General features: G+C 72.2%; 16 protein-coding genes and 4 pseudogenes. 6 read left to right on the top strand and 14 right to left on the bottom strand.

Annotated elements, in window-relative coordinates; genetic code table 11:
• Positions 1-10: 10 nt before the first annotated feature.
• From EMA09_RS19150 to EMA09_RS19140, 3 genes are all read right to left on the bottom strand, one after another.
• Complete coding sequence (locus EMA09_RS19150; RefSeq protein WP_129842237.1) at positions 11-1,432, bottom strand: NAD(P)/FAD-dependent oxidoreductase; 1,422 nt, start codon at positions 1,430-1,432, stop codon at positions 11-13.
• Between the two features lie 388 nt (positions 1,433-1,820).
• On the bottom strand, positions 1,821-2,723 hold the full coding sequence (locus EMA09_RS19145) for a DUF72 domain-containing protein (RefSeq protein WP_129842236.1): 903 nt from the start codon (positions 2,721-2,723) through the stop codon (positions 1,821-1,823).
• A gap of 72 nt (positions 2,724-2,795) precedes the next feature.
• Entirely contained in the window at positions 2,796-3,023 is a 228-nt protein-coding gene (locus EMA09_RS19140; RefSeq protein WP_129842235.1) for a hypothetical protein, read from the bottom strand.
• Positions 3,024-3,483: 460 nt separating this feature from the next.
• On the opposite strand from EMA09_RS19140, the gene EMA09_RS19135 reads away from it, so the two are divergent.
• Positions 3,484-4,392 carry a hypothetical protein gene (locus EMA09_RS19135; protein ID WP_129842234.1) on the top strand — a complete coding sequence of 303 codons (909 nt, stop codon included), beginning with the start codon at positions 3,484-3,486 and terminating at the stop codon, positions 4,390-4,392.
• Between the two features lie 9 nt (positions 4,393-4,401).
• On the opposite strand, the gene EMA09_RS19130 is transcribed toward EMA09_RS19135, so the two are convergent.
• Positions 4,402-5,394, bottom strand: a complete 993-nt coding sequence (locus EMA09_RS19130) for a hypothetical protein (protein ID WP_129842233.1) — start codon at positions 5,392-5,394, stop codon at positions 4,402-4,404.
• A 67-nt stretch (positions 5,395-5,461) separates the two neighbouring features.
• Between EMA09_RS19130 and EMA09_RS19125 the strand changes: the two are divergent.
• Positions 5,462-5,605: pseudogene (locus EMA09_RS19125) on the top strand (VapC toxin family PIN domain ribonuclease); the annotation flags it as partial.
• Positions 5,606-5,633: 28 nt separating this feature from the next.
• Here the strand turns inward: EMA09_RS19125 and EMA09_RS19120 are convergent.
• Together EMA09_RS19120 and EMA09_RS19115 are read right to left on the bottom strand one after the other, a co-directional pair.
• Positions 5,634-6,191, bottom strand: a complete 558-nt coding sequence (locus EMA09_RS19120; protein ID WP_129842232.1) for a hypothetical protein — start codon at positions 6,189-6,191, stop codon at positions 5,634-5,636.
• The gene (locus EMA09_RS19115) at positions 6,188-7,291 is read right to left on the bottom strand and encodes an XRE family transcriptional regulator (protein ID WP_129842231.1); all 1,104 of its coding nucleotides are present in this window, start codon (positions 7,289-7,291) and stop codon (positions 6,188-6,190) included. Before EMA09_RS19115 ends, EMA09_RS19120 begins: the two co-directional genes overlap by 4 nt.
• A 227-nt stretch (positions 7,292-7,518) precedes the next feature.
• Here EMA09_RS19115 and EMA09_RS19110 point away from each other — a divergent pair, with 227 nt between their 5' ends.
• The 3 genes from EMA09_RS19110 (at position 7,519) to EMA09_RS19100 (ending at position 9,233) form a co-directional block, all read left to right on the top strand.
• The gene (locus tag EMA09_RS19110) at positions 7,519-8,055 is read left to right on the top strand and encodes a SigE family RNA polymerase sigma factor (RefSeq protein WP_129842230.1); all 537 of its coding nucleotides are present in this window, start codon (positions 7,519-7,521) and stop codon (positions 8,053-8,055) included.
• Entirely contained in the window at positions 8,048-8,605 is a 558-nt protein-coding gene (locus tag EMA09_RS19105) for a hypothetical protein (protein ID WP_129842229.1), read from the top strand. The genes EMA09_RS19110 and EMA09_RS19105 overlap by 8 nt, the downstream gene beginning before the upstream one ends.
• A 106-nt stretch (positions 8,606-8,711) precedes the next feature.
• Positions 8,712-9,233, top strand: coding sequence for a hypothetical protein (locus tag EMA09_RS19100; RefSeq protein WP_129842228.1), 522 nt, complete (start codon positions 8,712-8,714; stop codon positions 9,231-9,233).
• Positions 9,234-9,272: 39 nt separating this feature from the next.
• Here EMA09_RS19100 and EMA09_RS19095 read toward each other — a convergent pair.
• The 5 genes and pseudogenes from EMA09_RS19095 to EMA09_RS19075 all read right to left on the bottom strand — a co-directional run.
• Positions 9,273-10,328: pseudogene (locus tag EMA09_RS19095) on the bottom strand (DUF234 domain-containing protein); the annotation flags it as partial.
• A gap of 26 nt (positions 10,329-10,354) precedes the next feature.
• Positions 10,355-11,358, bottom strand: a pseudogene (locus EMA09_RS19090) (IS5 family transposase).
• 211 nt (positions 11,359-11,569) lie between these two features.
• The gene (locus EMA09_RS19085) at positions 11,570-11,764 is read right to left on the bottom strand and encodes a DUF397 domain-containing protein (RefSeq protein ID WP_129842227.1); all 195 of its coding nucleotides are present in this window, start codon (positions 11,762-11,764) and stop codon (positions 11,570-11,572) included.
• 215 nt (positions 11,765-11,979) lie between these two features.
• Positions 11,980-12,174, bottom strand: a complete 195-nt coding sequence (locus EMA09_RS19080; RefSeq protein ID WP_129842226.1) for a DUF397 domain-containing protein — start codon at positions 12,172-12,174, stop codon at positions 11,980-11,982.
• The gene (locus EMA09_RS19075) at positions 12,158-13,039 is read right to left on the bottom strand and encodes a helix-turn-helix transcriptional regulator (RefSeq protein WP_129842225.1); all 882 of its coding nucleotides are present in this window, start codon (positions 13,037-13,039) and stop codon (positions 12,158-12,160) included. Before EMA09_RS19075 ends, EMA09_RS19080 begins: the two co-directional genes overlap by 17 nt.
• 591 nt (positions 13,040-13,630) lie before the next feature.
• On the opposite strand from EMA09_RS19075, the pseudogene EMA09_RS19070 reads away from it, so the two are divergent.
• Positions 13,631-14,110, top strand: a pseudogene (locus tag EMA09_RS19070) (class I SAM-dependent methyltransferase); the annotation flags it as partial.
• Between the two features lie 139 nt (positions 14,111-14,249).
• On the opposite strand, the gene EMA09_RS19065 reads toward EMA09_RS19070, so the two are convergent.
• Genes EMA09_RS19065 through EMA09_RS19055 form a run of 3 tightly spaced genes read right to left on the bottom strand, consistent with a single transcriptional unit; the run spans position 14,250 to position 16,270 of the window.
• Entirely contained in the window at positions 14,250-15,200 is a 951-nt protein-coding gene (locus tag EMA09_RS19065; RefSeq protein WP_129842224.1) for a Ppx/GppA phosphatase family protein, read from the bottom strand.
• Positions 15,197-15,727, bottom strand: a complete 531-nt coding sequence (locus EMA09_RS19060) for a DUF501 domain-containing protein (RefSeq protein ID WP_129842223.1) — start codon at positions 15,725-15,727, stop codon at positions 15,197-15,199. Before EMA09_RS19060 ends, EMA09_RS19065 begins: the two co-directional genes overlap by 4 nt.
• Before the next feature lie 48 nt (positions 15,728-15,775).
• Positions 15,776-16,270 carry a septum formation initiator family protein gene (locus EMA09_RS19055; RefSeq protein WP_129842222.1) on the bottom strand — a complete coding sequence of 165 codons (495 nt, stop codon included), beginning with the start codon at positions 16,268-16,270 and terminating at the stop codon, positions 15,776-15,778.
• Positions 16,271-16,371 lie beyond the last annotated feature (101 nt).

Here is a 16,371-nt window from a genome sequence, read left to right as displayed (position 1 = left end):
CGGCGGGCCGTCAGCCGGCCTTGGCGGTGGCCTTCTCGGCCGAGCCGGCCTGCTCCGCCTCGGCGGCGGCGCGGCGCTTGGCCTCGGCGGCGGCCGTCACCGGCGCCGCGGCCTCGTAGAACTCCTCGCGCGGGTGCTCCATCGCGCCGAGGGAGACGACCTCGCGCTTCAGGAACAGGCCGAGCGTCCAGTCGGCGAAGACCCGGATCTTCCGGTTCCACGTCGGCACGGCCATGCCGTGATAGCCGCGGTGCAGATACCAGCCGAGCCGGCCGCGGAAGCGGAACGTCAGCTTGCCGAGCTTGATCATGGCGACGCCCTTGCGCAGGCCGAGGCCGGCGACGGCGCCCATGCTGGCGTGCTTGTACTCCTTCTGCGGGAAGCCGCGCATGCCGGAGATCACGTTGTCGCCGAGCACCTTGGCCTGCCGCAGGGCGTGCTGGGCGTTCGGCGGGCACCAGGCGTTCTCGACCCCGGCGGCGCGGGCCGCGAGGTCGGGGACCTGGGCGTTGTCGCCGGCCGACCAGATGTAGTCGGTGCCCTTGACCTGGAGCGTCGGCTGGGTGTCGACGTGGCCGCGCGGGCCGAGCGGGAGGCCGTACTGGGCGAGCACCGGGTTGGGCTTGACGCCGGCGGTCCACACGATGGTGTCCGAGTCGGCGGTGACGCCGTTGCTCAGCTCGACGTGACCGTCGACGCAGGTGTTCACGGAGGTCTTGAGGTGCACCTCGATGCCGCGCTTCTTCAGGTGCTCAAGGCCCCACTCGCCGAGCTTCGGGCCGACCTCGGGGAGGATCTTGTCGGCCACGTCCACGAGCAGGAAGCGCATGTCGTCGCGGCTGACGCCCGGGTAGTACTTGGCGGCGTCACGGGCCAGGTCCTCGACCTCGCCGATCGTCTCGGCACCGGCGAAACCACCGCCGACGAACACGAAGGTCAGCGCCTTGCGGCGGATCTCCGGGTCGGTCGTGGAGTCGGCCCGGTCCATCTGCTCCAGGACGTGGTTGCGCAGGCCGATGGCCTCCTCCACGCCCTTCATGCCGATGCCCTGCTCCGCGAGACCGGGGATGGGGAAGGTCCGGGAGACGGCGCCGAGCGCGACCACCAGGTAGTCGAACGGCAGCTCGTAGCCCGGGCCGTCGAGCGGCGCGACCTGCGCCACCTTGCGGTCCTGGTCGATGGAGGTGACGCGGCCGGTGAGGACCTCGGCCTTCGGGAGCACGCGCCGCAGCGGCACCACCACGTGGCGCGGGGAGATGCTTCCGGCCGCCGCCTCGGGGAGGAAGGGCTGGTACGTCATGTACGAGCGAGGATCGACGACGGTGACGGTCGCCTCGCCGTACCGCATCTTCTTCAAGATCCGGCGGGCTGCGTACAGACCGACGTACCCGCCGCCTACGACGAGAATACGGGGACGCTCCGTGGTGCTCATGCCATCGAGTATCCACCCACCCCAGGGGGGTAGCTCGTGAGGGGCTTCACAAGCAAGGTCGGCTCTTCTGCTACACTGCGCCCCTTTTTGCGCCGGGTGGAACGGGCTCCCCTGGGCGGTTCCCGGACCCGCGTGCGCGACGGGGACGAACGCCGCAGTTCGCGAGGGGTGCGGCCATCCCGCCACCGCCCCGGCCCGCGTCTCGCGGCACCGGGACGGCAAGGGGCCGGACGGCCCCGGGGCGGCGTTTTCCGGCCTCCGGGGACCCGGATCGGCCCGTTCGGGGCCGCCGCACGCCGTGCGTCATGTGAAAAACTTCACGAACTGGATCGCGGGGCCTCCCCGGCCCAACGAACGGCCTCCCTCCCCGAGTTCCCGCACCCCGCCGTCACCTGCGTTTTTCCTCGGCACGGCCGGTACCGGCCAGGTCCGCCATGAGGGCGGCGGCCGAGACGGCGGCGTCGCCGCAGCACGTGTTGAACAGGACGTGCACGGCCCCGGCCCGCCGCGCCAGGGCGCGCGCCCGTGCCACCCAGGGCACCAGTTCGTCGCGGGTGTACCGGTGGCGGAACCGGTCCTCCTTGGTGCCGCTCCCCCAGTGCGGACTGCGGCCGTGCAGCCGGATCACGGCCAGCCGGGGCGCCGTCACCTCGGCGACCGGCGGCACCGAGGTGGGCAGCCCCTGCGCGGTGTCGACGGCGACCAGACTCATGCCGTGGTCCCGCAGCAGGGCGAGGGTGCGGGGCAGCCGTCCGCCCGTGAGCCACCCGGCGTCGCGGAACTCCACGGTCAGCGGCATGTCGCCGGCCAGCTCCCGGCAGCGGGCGAGCCGCCCCTCGGCCCGCTCCCCCGGCGCGAACCACGGCGGGAACTGGAGGAGCACGCCGCCGAGCCGCCCCGCGTCACGCAGCGGCGCGATCCCCTCGGTGAACGCGCGCCACACCTCCCGTTCGCCGTCCGCGCCGAGGTCGGCGGCCCGTACCCGCGCGCCGGACGGCACCCCTGCCGGCCGCAGCCTCGCCGGCAGGGCACCGGCCCGCGCGGGGTGGCCGGTCATCAGCGCGAACGCCTTCACGTCGAAGACGAACCCGGGCGGCGTGCGCTCCACCCACCGCCGGCTGCGCTCGGCGGCCGGCACCCCGTAATAGGTGGCGTCCACCTCGACGACCGCGAAACGGGACGCGTAGTGCCCGAGCCGCCCCGCCGGCGTCCGGGCGCCGGGCGGGTACCAGCCGGAGGCCACGAGCGCGGGATCGGTCCAGGAGCAGGTGCCGATGAGAATGTCGCCCATTCCCACCGGCTGCCCCGCGGACAGCCGCGCGCCGCACATCCGGCCCCGGCGGGCGGCCGTACGGCGGCGCGCTCACCCGGCCAGCGCGGTGGCCGCGGCGTACGCCGCGGCGAGGTGGTCGGGACCGGCGCCGCCCAGGCTCACCACCAGGGGGGCTTCCTCCTCCTGCCCGAGGACGTACGGCCCGGCGTAGTCCGCCACGTCGCCGGCCCCCGTGACGATCCGGTCGAAGTGCGTCGATTCGAGCGCCAGGACGCCGGGACCCCCCACGCCGAGGCGGCCGTCCACGATCCCGGTCACCTGCTGCTGGAATGTCCGGAACGGGAAAGTGCGGATCGCCCGGAAGCTTCCGCACGAGGCACTTCGCCCGTACGTCGGCCGTCAGGAACGGATTGTGGAACTGAAGGTAGGCGAGAAGGTGATCGCAACGGTGGAAACCCATACTGACATCGAAGAAATCCGTCTGGAGAGTCCCGGGTTCCAGGAATTCCTGGCACCTGTTCTTCTCCTTGCAGTAGCGGTGCTTGACCAGCAGCTCCGCGACGTCGCCGAAGAGCGAGGCCATGCGGGTCTTCACCTTGGCCGGCGAGTCGTCGTCCCCTGCGCCCGGCGTGAAACAGGCACTCACCCGGTGCTCCTCCCGGTCGGGAACCATTGTCGGCCCGGACGCGGTGGACCGCATTTCCACGAGTGGCGCACCCATATCGGCGCGGTTATTTTCGGAAGTACGGGGACCGCGCTCCGAGAAGGGAAACTCTCCATGGGGCAAGCCGTCACGCGCGCCGGGATCGTGCAGTTCCGGCTCAAAGGGTTCATCGAGAACGATTCGACCGACGACTTCCTGCAGGGCGCGAACGACGAGGTGTTCCTCTCCGCGCTCACGCTGGACTCCTCGGCGGTGAAGGCCGGAGCGGACGGCAAGCCCGTCGTGGACGTCGGGCGCACACCCACCCTCGGGGACATCTCCGACAACAGCGTCCGCGGCCCCTGGGCGACGAACCCGCATGTGCTCGCCGAGTTCGACCTGCGGAAGCCCGGTGACTTCCCGCGGACGTACACCGTGACACTGCTGTTCGTCGAGCACGACAACGGCAATGTGGCCGAGGCGTTCCGGCAGCTCGAATCCCAGGTGGGGGACAAGGTCAAGCAGCAGGTCATCACGGTCGCCTCCGCCGCGGCGGCCGGTGCCGTGGCCGGCGCGCCCATCCCCGGCATCGGCCCCGTGGTCGGCGCGGCGGTGGGCGCGCTGGTCGCCGTGGCCTTCGACGGCATCGTCACCGCCATCGACCAGGGGCTGAGCGACGACGTCTTCCAGCCGATCCCCGTCACCCTCACCGTGCCCGGCCCCGCGGAACTCATGACGCACCCGGACGTCGGGGTGCAGAAGTCGCTGAAGATCGCGCAGCACGGCGGTGACTGGGACCTGTTCTACGACTGGCACGTCATTCCGGAGACGGCCGCGCCGCCCCTGCCGCCGCCCGCCGAGGAGCCGGACGCGGACGGCGGCGGCAGGCCGGGGCGTCCTCCCGGCGGTCGCCCGGGCGGCGGCGGTCATGGCGGTCATGGCGGTGGTGGCCACGGCGGCGGCCACGGACGTCCCCACGGCGGCGGCGGTCACGGCCGTCCCCACGGCGGGGGGCGCGGCGGCGGGGGTCGGCCGCACCGCTGAGGCCCGCCGCTACCCGCGGCCCGTGCTCCGCTCGGCGCCCCGCCGGGCGAGCACGGCGTTGCCCTGCCGGTCCACCATGCGCGTGACGGACTCCTGGAGGATGCCGAACGCCACCGCCCACCCGACGATCTGGGAGCCGCTGTCCAGCCGCGTCAGCCCCGGGATGAACTGGGCGTTGACGAGGAAGATCCCGAGGAGCGCTGCCAGCGCGCCGACCGGCAGCCGCAGGAGGATCAGCATCATGGGCACCGAGTACGGCATCGACGTGCCCTGGATGGAGCGGATGGACACGGCCCCGGCGAGCGCCGCCGCGCTCAGGCCGGCCGCCTCGACGACCGCGACGTCCCCGCCGCCCGGACGCGACGCGGTGGGGCACGTCTCGGCGGCGCACAGGTGCGGCGGCAGCGCCGAGGGGTTCGCGTAGGCCCACACCACCATGAGGATCGCGATCAGTCCGGTCAGGGCCACGGCCGCGGCGAGGATGTTGCGGAAGCTGCGGATCCTGGCCGTCTCCTCCTCCTGCGCGGCGTGGGCGGCCAGGAGGGTGGTGACGGCCAGGTCCCGCAGGGGCGGCTCCAGCCGGTCGCCCGAACCGGCGAGCCGCCCCTCCAGCAGCCGCAGCCGCGGATCGGACGCGGCGAGGTGCCGCCGCGCCCGCGCGAGCACGACGGCGCCGCGCCACGCCAGGTCGGATTCCGGGGTGAGACGCAGCAGGTGCACCTCGGCCCGGTGGATGTTGGCGAACGCCCGGTCCGTGGCGGCCCCGGTGAGCCGCGCCCACGGCCCGCCCCGTTCGTCGACCGCCTCCCTGGCGGCCCGCAGATGGGTGCGGGTCTTCTCGGCGATGGCCGCGTCGGGCGCGCTCAGCCCGACGCACTCGATCCGGTTGAGCTGCGACTGGAGCTCGGCGATGGCGGCGCCGGCACGCTGCGCCCACGCGGCACGCCCTCGCCCCGCGACATCGGCGTCCTCGTCCTCGACGGCACGACCGGCTCCCGGCATGGCCTCTCCTCGCAAGCGGATCCCCACTGGCCAGTAGAAGACAGCTCCCCCACCCCCGCAAACGAACCACCGCGCCGGCCCCGTCGACCTCGTCGCCGCCACGGCCGGGTTGCAGGGCCTCACGCTGCTCCACCGCGACCGTTACTTCGACCGCGTCGCCACCGTCACCGGTCAGGCCACCCAGTGGTACGGCCCCGAGAACGGCAAGTGAGCCGCCTCACCACGTGAGCACGACGCGACTACAGCAGCCCGTTCCGCTCGGCCCAGCCGACGAACTGGCCTCGTGCACAGGGATACCGGGCTCCCGTGTCGATCATTGCGTCCACCAGGGCCGTCGACGCGTAACGGGTGATGTGGCCGTCGCCGACGGACTCGGCTATGACACGCAGGGAGCCCCGTACGTCGAGTCCGGCGGCACGTCCGATGCGTCGGGCGTCGGCGTCATCGACGATGGCCACCGCGTCGTGCACTTCGGCCCAGGCGAGGACCGTGGCCTCGCCGTGGTTGGACTTCGCTCCCGAGACGCGGTTCATCCACTCGACCAGGGCGTTGATCTCGTGCAGGTCATCCACGTGCACGATGCTCAGCCACTCCTTCCCGGCCAGCGGCAGGCGGAAGCAGTCGATCTCGCTGATGACGGCCTGAGTGGTCACGTTCCGCCGCGCACCGCCCCGCCGGCTCTGGGCGATGTCGCCCGGGATCTCGATCTTCCCGGCCTTGATGGCGTGCAGGAGCGGGGACGTGTCCCAGATCAGCAGTGGGTCGGACGAGCCCGGCGGCCGTCGGTCCGAGGTCACGGCAGACAGTCCTCCACGCTTCGGCCGGGCAGTTCGTCCTCCGAGACGGCTCCGTAGAGGAGTTCGACCGCCCGGGGCGCGGTGATCCGGCCACGGGACCATGCTGCCAGAGCCGCCCGGCGCCATTGTGCGCCGGTCGTGCCGATCTCCAGGTCGGGAACCGGCTCGCTTCCGTGCACCGCCAGGAAGTCGCCACGCATCGGCGTATCGGCTCGCTGACGCCTGGCCTCGTCCGCCCCGACCAGCGACAGACGCCGCGCCCTGCTGACGACGGCGCCCCAGGACAGCCGGTAGGAGGCCGACAGGCCGATCATGATCGCCCTGGGGTGCCTGCCGTCCGCGTCGTCCGTCCACGCCCGCCGCATGTCGGCAGCGGGCAGCAGAAACTCCTCCACGAACCGGTCGATGAGCTGCTCGCGTTCGTCCCGCCCGGCGGCCACGCCGGCGTCGCTGTGGTACTCGTCCTGCATCAGGTGGTGCCCGAGTTCGTGCGCTGCGGTCCAGCGTCGTCGTCCCGGCGGCGCCTGCCCGCTGATCACGGCGACGCCGAAACCGTGGAGCAGGAGCGAAGCGCCCTCGGCGGCCTCGTCGACCACCGTCACATACAGCCCAAGGCGTTCCAGGACGTCGGCCAGCGGCCCCAGCGGACCGGAGGGGCGTCCTACTGCCTCCCGAGCGGCAAGGGCGAGTGCAACCGGATCGACCTCGCTCCCCTTCCTCCGCACCCGCGGATCGAGGGCCGGCGGGACGAGGAACCGGTGATCGACCAGCCACTGCGCATGACGGGTGTGCTCCTCGAGCCGCGCGTCGAGGCGGTAGCGGGCACGCGCGGCCTCATCCGCCGCCTCTTCCAGCGCGCTCCGGCGCGACACGAGGGCCTGCGGAGGCCGGGTGACCAGATGCGCGAGCGGAACGCCCAGCACCTCGGCCAGCCGGAAGAGCTCCAGGGCGGTGATGCGCCGGTCCCCGGCCTCTATGCGTACGACGGCGGTACGGTCCAGCCCCACCCGGGACGCCAGGTCGCCCTGGCTCATACCGGCGGCGAGGCGCGCCTCGGCGATCCGCTCGCCCACTTCCGCCCAGCTCCGCGCACCATCCATGTGTGTGATTTTGGCACACCCCGGGGGGCGGGGCAGGTGTTCGGCGGAGCCGGGGGCGCGACGTGACGTCGAGGGGGATCCGTATGAGCCGGACCGTGATCGATCCGGATGACCGGTTGGGGCGAACTACCGCAGGTGAACGCGACGCCCGCCCCGAGAACGGCAAGTGAGCCGCTTCATCGGTTGCTTGTGCTGTGCCGGTGCCGCCTGGCACCGTACGGCGTGACATGAGCGGCACACGACCACCGGACGAGCGCGCGTTCGACGCCTTCTACACCGCGAGTGTCGGCCGGCTCATCGGCCAGCTCTACGCGATGACGGGCGACTTCGCCGAGGCGCAGGACGTGGTGCAGGAGGCGTTCGCCCGCGCCTGGGAACGCCGCGCCGAGCTGGACCTGGACGCGGCTCCCGAGGCGTGGGTGCGCACGGTGGCCTGGCGGCTGGCGGTCAGCCGGTGGCGGCGGGTGCGCACCGCGCTCGCCTTCGCCCGGCGGCAGGGACCGCCGCCCCCGGTACCGCCGCCGGATCCGCAGCACGTGCTGCTGGTCCGCGCGCTGCGGCAGATCCCCGAGGCGCAGCGGCGGGCCGTCGTGCTCCACCACCTGTGCGACCTGAGCGTCGAACAGGTGGCCGCCGAGACCGGCTCCCCCGTCGGCACGGTCAAGGCGTGGCTGAGCCGGGGGCGGGCCGCCCTGGCCCGGCTGCTGGCCGATACTGAGCTGGATCCGCGGACTGCCCGCGTACCGGAGGTGCGCCATGACTGAGCAGACGGAGCTGGAGGGCCGCCTCGCCGACCTCGCCGCATCGGGCCGCCGGTACGCGGCGCCGCTCGCCGCCGAGCGGATCAGGGCACGCGGTGAGCAGCGCCTGCGCCGCAGGCGGACCGCCCAGGCGGCCGGGGGCGCGCTGCTGGCCGTGGCCGTGGTCGTGGGAGGGCTGTCGCTGAGCCGCGTCGCCCGGGAGCATGAGCCGCCCGCCGCCCCGACGCCGGCCGCCTCTCCGTTCGTGACGCCGACGCCCGCGCCGGGCGAGGAGTACGCCGGTGAACTGGGCTACGTGTACGGCGCGGTGCGGACGGGCGACACGGTGCGCATCACCGTCGAGCAGCTCCACACCGGCGTGGTGCACACGCTGACCCTGCCGGCGGGAACGCTGGTCGAGACGCGGGAGCTGACCGGCGGCGACCACACGGACGTACAGCTCGGCGAGCTGGTGGACCGGCTGGCCGACGGGCCGCGGTGGGTGTTCGCCATCGACTACGACAGTGACGGCCGCGTGCACTCGCTGCGGGAGGCGTACTGGCTCGGCGACTGAACCCCCCGCGTGAGGCAGGGAAAAGATGTGCGGCCGGGTGCAACCCGGGGGGTGGGGTGGCGCGTAGAGCCCTTGAATCCGACAACACCTGCCTCTGGGGGGACCCTTGTCCACGCGCCTCACACACCGCCGGGCCGCCGCCGTACGCTGCCTCAGCGCTCTCGCCCTCGGCCTCGCGGCCCTGACCGGTTGCGCCGGCGAGGACGACGACCGGTCGGCCGCCGCCACGCCCACGGCATCGACGACACCTCCCGCGCAGGAGGACGACGCGGACTCCTGGGCGGGCACCCTGCAGTTCGTGCAGATCGAGGAGGCCAGGACCAGCGACGGACGGACGTACCTGTCGGTGCGGCCCGCCCGGAAGGAGGCCCACGTCACCGAGCACAGCGAGGCCTGGGTGGTCGTCCCGGGCGAGGGCGACTACGCCGAGGTGCCGATGGCCGAGGACGCCGAGGTGCTGCTTTCGGTCCCGCTCGGCGACGACAAGCACGCCGCGTCGTACTCACAGGCCGAGTTCGTCAGCCGCCTGATGGCCCAGTCGCCATCGGCCCGCTCGCTCGTCGGGTACGACCTGAGCTTCGACGGGGACGGCCGGGTGATCAGGCTCCAGTCGCTGTACACGTCCTGAGCACACGACCCCGCCCCCGGCGATCCCCGGGGGCGGGGCTCAGGAGGACCAGGCGGCGAGGAGATCGGCCGGACCGTACGCCGCGTCCGGCCCCGCGCAGTCGACGCCACTGCGCGACACCGCGATCGCGGGAACCGGATCGGCCGTCAGCAGGGCACGGTGGCGGTGCAGCGCGGCGAGGTCGTGCCGGTCGAAGGGGGAGTTCTCCAGCCACTTCACGGACCCCACGAAGAGCAGTTCCTTGGCGACGGGAGCACGGTCGGCCCCCACGACGTCGATCTCCACGTCGTTCGTGCGGGTCCAGTACGCGCCGATCGCGGGCGCGGCGGGCAGGGACTCGTCCGGCAGGAGACGGGCCAGCGCGTCGCGGACCAGTGGTTCGACGGCCCGGCCGCGCCAGCTCGTCCAGTTCTCCTGCACGCGCCGCAGCGTCAGGTCGCCCCTCCCCCGCTCGATCTCCTCCATGGCCGGCCCCAGGAAGCGCAGCCAGAAGCGGAGGTACGGATCCGCCACCCGGTAGCGGCGGTCCTTCGACGGGTGGGTGGAGACCGGGAGTTCGGACGCGACCACCCTTTTGTCGGTCAGCAGGGTCAGGGAGCGCTGGAGCGGAGTGGAGCCGAGCCCGCCCGCCGCACGCGCGATGGTGCTGAAGGTCCGCTCGCCGCTCCCGATCGCCGACAGCACCGTGCGGGCCTGCGCCTGCTGGGGGAACTCGGCGGCGAGCGACCGTTCGGCGGAGACCAGCAGCGCGGAGACCGGATCGGCGAGGGCCGTGGACAGGAAGTCCCGCACCCCGGCGCCGTGCGGCCACTCGGCGCAGATCAGGGGCAGCCCTCCGGTGATCAGCGCGGCGTCGAACGCGGAGGGCGCGTCGAGCCCCAGCATGCCGCCGACCTCGGCGGGGTTCAGGGGGCCGAGGACCATCTCCCGTCCGCGCTGGTGGAACGGGCGCCCGTAGCTGTTGAGCGTCTCCATCATCGACAGGTCGGACCCGATGAGGATCAGGAGGACCGGCTTGTTCTCCAGCGCCCTGTCCCAGGCCCGCTGCAACGTGCCCTCGAACGCGCCCTCCGGGTCCATCAGGTACGGCACCTCGTACTAGGGCCTGTATCGAGTTGTGATCACTGAGTGGTTCGGGTGAGGTCCTTGATCCAGATCATGGAGGCGCGGAGGTGGAGCCCGGCGAGGTAGCTCTCGGGGGTCTTGTCGTAGCGGGTGGCGATCCCGCGCCATGCCTTGAGCTTGTTGATCAGGCGCTCGACGGTGTTGCGCTCTTTGTAGAGCTCGGCGTCGTGGGTGACGGGTCGGCCGCCGTGTCGGCCCTTCTTCTTCCGGTTGGCGGCTTGGTCCTTCTTCTCCGGGATGACTGCCTTGATCCCGCGTTTGCGCAGGTGAGCGCGGTTACCACGAGAGGAGTACGCCTTGTCTGCGGCGACTGCGTCCGGTCGGGTGCGAGGACGCCCGACAGGCCCGCGGACGCGCACTTCGGCGAGCACGGGGATGAACTGCGGGCTGTCCGCGGCCTGGCCGGCGGTCAGGACAAGCGCCAGGGGCCGGCAGCGGCGGTCGGCAGCCAGGTGGATCTTGCTGGTCTGTCCGCCTCGTGAGCGCCCGAGCGAAGCAGCTTTCAAACGCAGCTTGCGCCGTCGCCGGACGCGTCGCCGTTCGCCCTGGCCGGGATCGCAGACACCACTATGCCTGTCTTGTCCCTCCGAGCCGCCCCTTTTTGCCGGGCCGCCTCCGCCTCGACGGCGGCCTTCTCCAACGCCTCCAGGATGCCCTCCTGCAGACGCATCCCGGCCGCGTCGTGGTGGGCACGGACTGTCGTGGAGTCCACACTGACCAACGACAGGTCCACCCCGCCCCGCTCGGACGCCTCGGCGATCACCCCCTCCAGCAGCGCTTCGAAGACCCCGGCGTCCCGCCACTGCCGGAACCGGTTGTGCACGGTGGACCAGGCACCGAACCGCTCCGGCACCTCCCGCCACTGCGCTCCCGAGCGGAACTTCCAAATCACACCCTCGAACTGCTGCCGCAGCCGCTCGGGATACGGGCCGTACTCACCGACCGGCAGATACGGCTCGACGAACCCCCACTCCCCGTCCGTCAGTTGCACACGCGTCATGCGCACCGGACTACCGGATCCACCCTCGAAACGAGGGCGGAACCAACAAACTGATCACGACTCGATACAGGCCCTAACACGCATGTTAGTAGCATTGATGTTAGTTACCAGCCGACTCGATGCCGGTCGGGCGCCGCCGGCGACATGGGTGAGGCGCCTCCCTGCCCGGTCTCATGCCAGGTGAGGAGACGCCCCGAGGACTACGTGACAGTCAGGCGTCGAGCGAACCGCGCGCCACACCGGCGACGAACGCGGCCCAGCCGCCACCGGGGACACTCAGAACAGCACCGTCTCGCTGCTTGCTGTCCCGCATCGCAACGGCACCACTGGGAAGGTTCGCAACCTCCACGCAGGCGCGGTCCCCGTTGCTGTAGGTGGACGTGTAGAAGTCTGGGGTCTCAGGCACTTCTCGCTCCCATCTGCGCACGGTCGGCTCGCCTCGGCCACGAGGCGCAGCGACAAGCGCTCGTTCAGCAGGAACCAGGCTAGAACCGGCGCGAACTCTGCGGAAGAACGCATAAACGGCGACAGATCATCGGTGCGGCGGGTGAGCCCACAGGGAACGCCTCCTGTTCGGCGGTGCACCGAAGCAGGAGGCGTTTCCTGTGGCGAACCTGGCAGTCAGGCGCCGAGCGAGCGGCGTGCCACACCCGTGACGAACGCGGCCCAGCCGCCACCGGGGACACGCAGAACAGCACCGTCCCGCTGCTTGCTGTCCCGCATCGCAACAGCACCACCGGCGAGTCGCGCTACCTCCACGCAGGCGGATGAGCCGTTGCTGTACGTGGACTTCCGCCACTCAACCATGTCGTTCATAACTCCCTACCGCGCGCCTGAGCAGCTTCTGTGTCGCCTGCTCGTCCAGCGCTTTGCTCCACATGTCCGCGAACGCGCCAGCGTAGTGGGCTGACTCGTCGGGCTTGTCCAGGTACAAGTCCCCGACGTAGCCATCCGCGTACACCGTAGTCGGCTCGCCGATGCCACTGATCGCCGGGAACTTCAGGATTCCGAACTGGCCGGTGAACATGCCCTGATGAAAGCCACGTTCGAAGGGAATCACGCGCAACTCAACGTTCGGCAACGCCGATAGCTCTACAATCCGCTCCGCCTGCTCGAACATGACATCAGGGCCGCCGACCGGGCGCAGAAGGACGGCTTCGCTCAGAACGACGCGCAGCGACAGGGGTTGGCGAGTCCTCGTGAGGAGGGCCTGCCGCCGCATACGAACCGAGGTCCGTCGCTCGATCTCTTCCGGCGCGAGTTTGTCGTACCACTCCGACATCATCACCCGGGCGTACCGAGGCGTCTGGAACAGACCGGGAACGAGGTCCGGTTCGTACCAGTCGACCGCCGATGCCGCCGCTTCGAGTCCGATGAAGACGTCGAAGTCCCGTGGGACCGCGTCCCCGTAGGCGTGCCACCAGCCCTTCGCCTTGGTCTCCGACGCGAGACCGACGAGCGCCTCCCTCAGTTCCTCGGGCGCCCCGTACTCCGTGCACAGGAGCCGTACGTCGTGCGTGCGCACGGAGGTCAGGCCGGCCTCGATCCGGCTCATCTTGGCTTCGCTCCACTCCATGGCCGTCGCGGCACGCTTGAGTGTGAACTGAGCCCGCAACCGCAGTTCCCGCAGGTGCCTGCCCAGCAGGCGCCGAGGCACGGTCGAACCGGTCGCTTCGCCCATGTATGTCCCTCCCATTCTTGCGGTTTGTCGCCCCGACGACTTTCGGGACGCAAGCAACGCTTCCATCGTTTCGCAATGCAAGTCAACTTGGTGCCAAAACCCAAAAATGAGGGCTTGCGGTTTCGGCGCCGATGGCTGCACCCTTGTCTTCCGATCACCGGGAGCACCGGACCGGATGCGCAGCGCGCGCATCTGTGGTCACCCCGGGCCGACACCATCCTCGGGACGATCCATGACCGAACCCCCACCCCCGGAGTCCGAGCCAGTCTCCCCGCCACCGAACCCGTCGAGGACCGATACCGCCGAAGGGTCCACCCTCGAAGATCTGCACGAGGAGTGGGACCGGCTGGATGCGGCGATTCGTGCGCATCTCGGTGATCGGTACGACCTCGACCTCTGAGGGCGCGCGAGTCCTCTCCCCAACTCCCCGTCCCTCCGGCGCTGCACCGCCGGAGGGGCGGGGGCGAACAACCCAGGCGGCCGTCGGGTCAGGGCCGCGTCCGCAGACTCCCGCGCGGCCGGGTTCCCCCATGCCCGGCCGCGCGGGTCCACCGTTCCGGGAGCACCACATGCCCACCCATCCACCGCCGCACCGGGCGCGCGCTCGCGTATCTGGCCGGGCGCGGTGTGAAGGCCACAGGTGTCGATCTGTCGCCGCGCATGGTGCGGCTGGCGGCCGAGCGGTGGACGCCGTTCGGTGTCCGCATCGAGCAGGGCGAGGTCATCGACTGGCTCGCCGGCCACTCCGACCGCTACGACGCCGTGTACTCGGTCTTCGGCGCCGCCTGGTTCGCAGATCCGTCGCGGCTCTTCCCCCTGGTGCGGGCGCGACTCGCGGACGGTGGACGGTTCGTGTTCTCGCAGCCGCCCGCCATCCCCGGCGCGTACGGGCCGCAGGGCATGTACAAGGGCGGGTTCGCGGGGCGCGCGCAGTTCACCTACCGGTACTCGTACCGCCCCGCCGTATGGGAACGGCTCCTGCTGCGAGCCGGCTTCACGACGGCCGAGGCCGCTGTGCTGGACGCGCCCCGGCCGGGGCACATCGGGACGCTGATCGTCACAGCCGTGGCGGGCGTGGACCGGGCAGAGGAGGCCGCCGACGAGGTGCTGGTCCGGGAGGCCGGGGCCGTGCTGGCCGAGGGGGGTCCCGCCGTGTCCCTCGCGGAACTCGTGCGGGACCTGTTCCCCCGGCAGCTCCCGGTGGGTGAGGTCAGGCGCCGGTGCGTTCCGCGACCGAGAAGGCGATGCCGTCCAGGATGTCGTGTTCGCTCACCACGACCTCGCGGGCGCCCGTGCGTTCCATGATGCGGCGCAGGATCAGCGCGCCCGCGCCGATCACGTCCACGCGGCCCGGGTGCATCACCGGGATCGCCGCGCGCTCCGCGTGCGTCGCGGACAGCAGCCGGTCCGTCGTCTCCCGCACCCGGTCGATCCCGATGCGGGCGTGGTGGATCGCGGCCGGGTCGTACGACGTCAGGCCGAGCGCGATCGCCGCGACCGTCGTCACCGAGCCGGCGAGGCCGACCAGCGTGTCCGCCGACGTCAGCGGCACCCGCTCCTCGGCCTGGTCGAGCGCGGCGTCCACGTCGGCCGTCATGGCGGCGAGCTGCGCGTCCGACGGCGGGTCGGCGATCGTGCCGTCCGGGCCGGCCAGGTGCCGTTCCGTGAGGCGTACGCAGCCGATGTCCACGCTGCGGGCGGCCCGTACGTCGCCCCCGCCGAGCACGAACTCCGTGGAGCCGCCGCCGATGTCCGTCACCAGGTAGGTGCCGGCGGCGAGTTCACGCGTGGCGCCGGTGAACGACAGCGCGGCCTCCTCGTCGCCCGTGACGACCTCGGGCACGACACCCAGGATGTCCCGGACGCCGCCGGTGAAGTCGTCGCGGTTCTCCGCGTCGCGGGACGCCGAGGTCGCGACGAACCGCACCCGGTCCGGCGTGACACCGTGCGCGCGGATCGCCTCCGCGTACGCCCGGCAGGCAGCGAACGTCCGCTCCAGCGCCTCGGGGGCCAGCCGCCCCGTCCGGTCCACGCCCTGCCCGAGCCGCACGATCTCCATGCGCCGGTCCAGGTCCGTCAGCAGACCGCTGTCCGGATCGATCCGGGCGACGAGCAGGCGGATCGAGTTGGTCCCGCAGTCGATCGCGGCGACGGCCGTCATGCCGGGTCCCCCTTGTCGTGGTCGGTGTCACTGGCCTCGCCGTCGCGCGGCACGCACGGCCCCTTGCGCCACCACTCCGGCAGCATCGCGATGGCCTCGTCGCCCAGCGGGTTCACGCCGGGGCCGGCGGCCAGCGAGTGCGCGACCAGGACGTGCAGGCACTTCACGCGGTCCGGCATGCCGCCCGCGCTCGGGAAGCCGGCGAGCACCTCGATGGCGTCGCGGCGCTTCAGGTAGTCCTCGTGCGCGGCGCGGTAGGCGGCGGCGAGGTCGGGATCGGCCGCGAGGCGCGCCGTCATCTCCTTCATGACGCCGTTCGCCTCCAGCGTGCCGATCGCGGACGCGGCGCGCGGGCAGGTCAGGTAGTACGTCGTCGGGAACGGTGTGCCGTCCGGCAGGCGGGGCGCGGTCTCGACCACGTCGGGGTTGCCGCAGGGGCAGCGGTGCGCGACGGCGCGCAGGCCGCGCGGGGGGCGGCCGAGCTGCTCCCGCACGGCGGCGGTGTCGGCGGGGGAGGGAGTCTCCACGGGGTCACTTCTTCGTCGGTGCGGCGGTGGTGCGGTCGGCGGCGCGGCTCAGGGAGTGTCGGCCCGGTCCACGCCGTCCCACATCCTCTCGTGCCACGGGCGGTCGGCGGCGGCGCCCCGGTTCTCCGGCTCGTCCCCGGCGTCCTCCGCGTCGTCGCCGTCGTCCGGGACGACGTAGCCGATCTCGCCGGGCTCCACGTACATCAGGCGCTCCCTGGCCTGCTGCCGGACGTACGCGTCGTCCTGCCAGCGGGCCTTCTCGTCCCGCAGCTCAGCGACGCGGTCGGCGGCCTCCTCGGCCTGGCGGCGCTGGTCGGCGATCTCGGAACGCTGCTGGATGTACTGGCGCAGCGGATACGCCAGTGCCACCACGAGCGAGCAGACCACGAGGGCGAGGACGGCGGCCCGGCCCGTCAGGCGTACCCGGCGCGGCGGCCGGGGCGCGAGCCTGCGGCTCTGCGCGCGGTACACCCGCGCGGCGGCCTGCTCGCCGAGCGCCCTGAGCCTGGTGGCGGTGGAGAACCGGTCCCGGTCCGCGGCCACATCGCCTCCCGTTCGCCTGCCGTGTCGCCTGCGCCGTCGCCTCGCGACCGCGCACCCCGTCCCCGCCACCGTACGGGACGGACGGCGGGGAGGGGCGGCGG

Origin of the sequence: Streptomyces sp. RFCAC02 (assembly GCF_004193175.1) — a bacterium.
Classification (GTDB): domain Bacteria; phylum Actinomycetota; class Actinomycetes; order Streptomycetales; family Streptomycetaceae; genus Streptomyces.
This window is presented reverse-complemented; position numbering and strand designations above follow the sequence as displayed.

What these genes read in the sequence shown, in the direction of transcription:
- EMA09_RS19115 (WP_129842231.1), bottom strand. Translation starts at nt 7,291, where the DNA reads ATGGATGGTGCGCGGAGCTGGGCGGAAGTGGGCGAGCGGATCGCCGAG.
- EMA09_RS19150 (WP_129842237.1), bottom strand. Translation starts at nt 1,432, where the DNA reads ATGAGCACCACGGAGCGTCCCCGTATTCTCGTCGTAGGCGGCGGGTAC.
- EMA09_RS19135 (WP_129842234.1), top strand. Translation starts at nt 3,484, where the DNA reads ATGGGGCAAGCCGTCACGCGCGCCGGGATCGTGCAGTTCCGGCTCAAA.
- EMA09_RS19080 (WP_129842226.1), bottom strand. Translation starts at nt 12,174, where the DNA reads ATGAACGACATGGTTGAGTGGCGGAAGTCCACGTACAGCAACGGCTCA.
- EMA09_RS19110 (WP_129842230.1), top strand. Translation starts at nt 7,519, where the DNA reads ATGAGCGGCACACGACCACCGGACGAGCGCGCGTTCGACGCCTTCTAC.
- EMA09_RS19145 (WP_129842236.1), bottom strand. Translation starts at nt 2,723, where the DNA reads ATGGGCGACATTCTCATCGGCACCTGCTCCTGGACCGATCCCGCGCTC.
- EMA09_RS19075 (WP_129842225.1), bottom strand. Translation starts at nt 13,039, where the DNA reads ATGGGCGAAGCGACCGGTTCGACCGTGCCTCGGCGCCTGCTGGGCAGG.
- EMA09_RS19065 (WP_129842224.1), bottom strand. Translation starts at nt 15,200, where the DNA reads ATGACGGCCGTCGCCGCGATCGACTGCGGGACCAACTCGATCCGCCTG.
- EMA09_RS19105 (WP_129842229.1), top strand. Translation starts at nt 8,048, where the DNA reads ATGACTGAGCAGACGGAGCTGGAGGGCCGCCTCGCCGACCTCGCCGCA.
- EMA09_RS19130 (WP_129842233.1), bottom strand. Translation starts at nt 5,394, where the DNA reads ATGCCGGGAGCCGGTCGTGCCGTCGAGGACGAGGACGCCGATGTCGCG.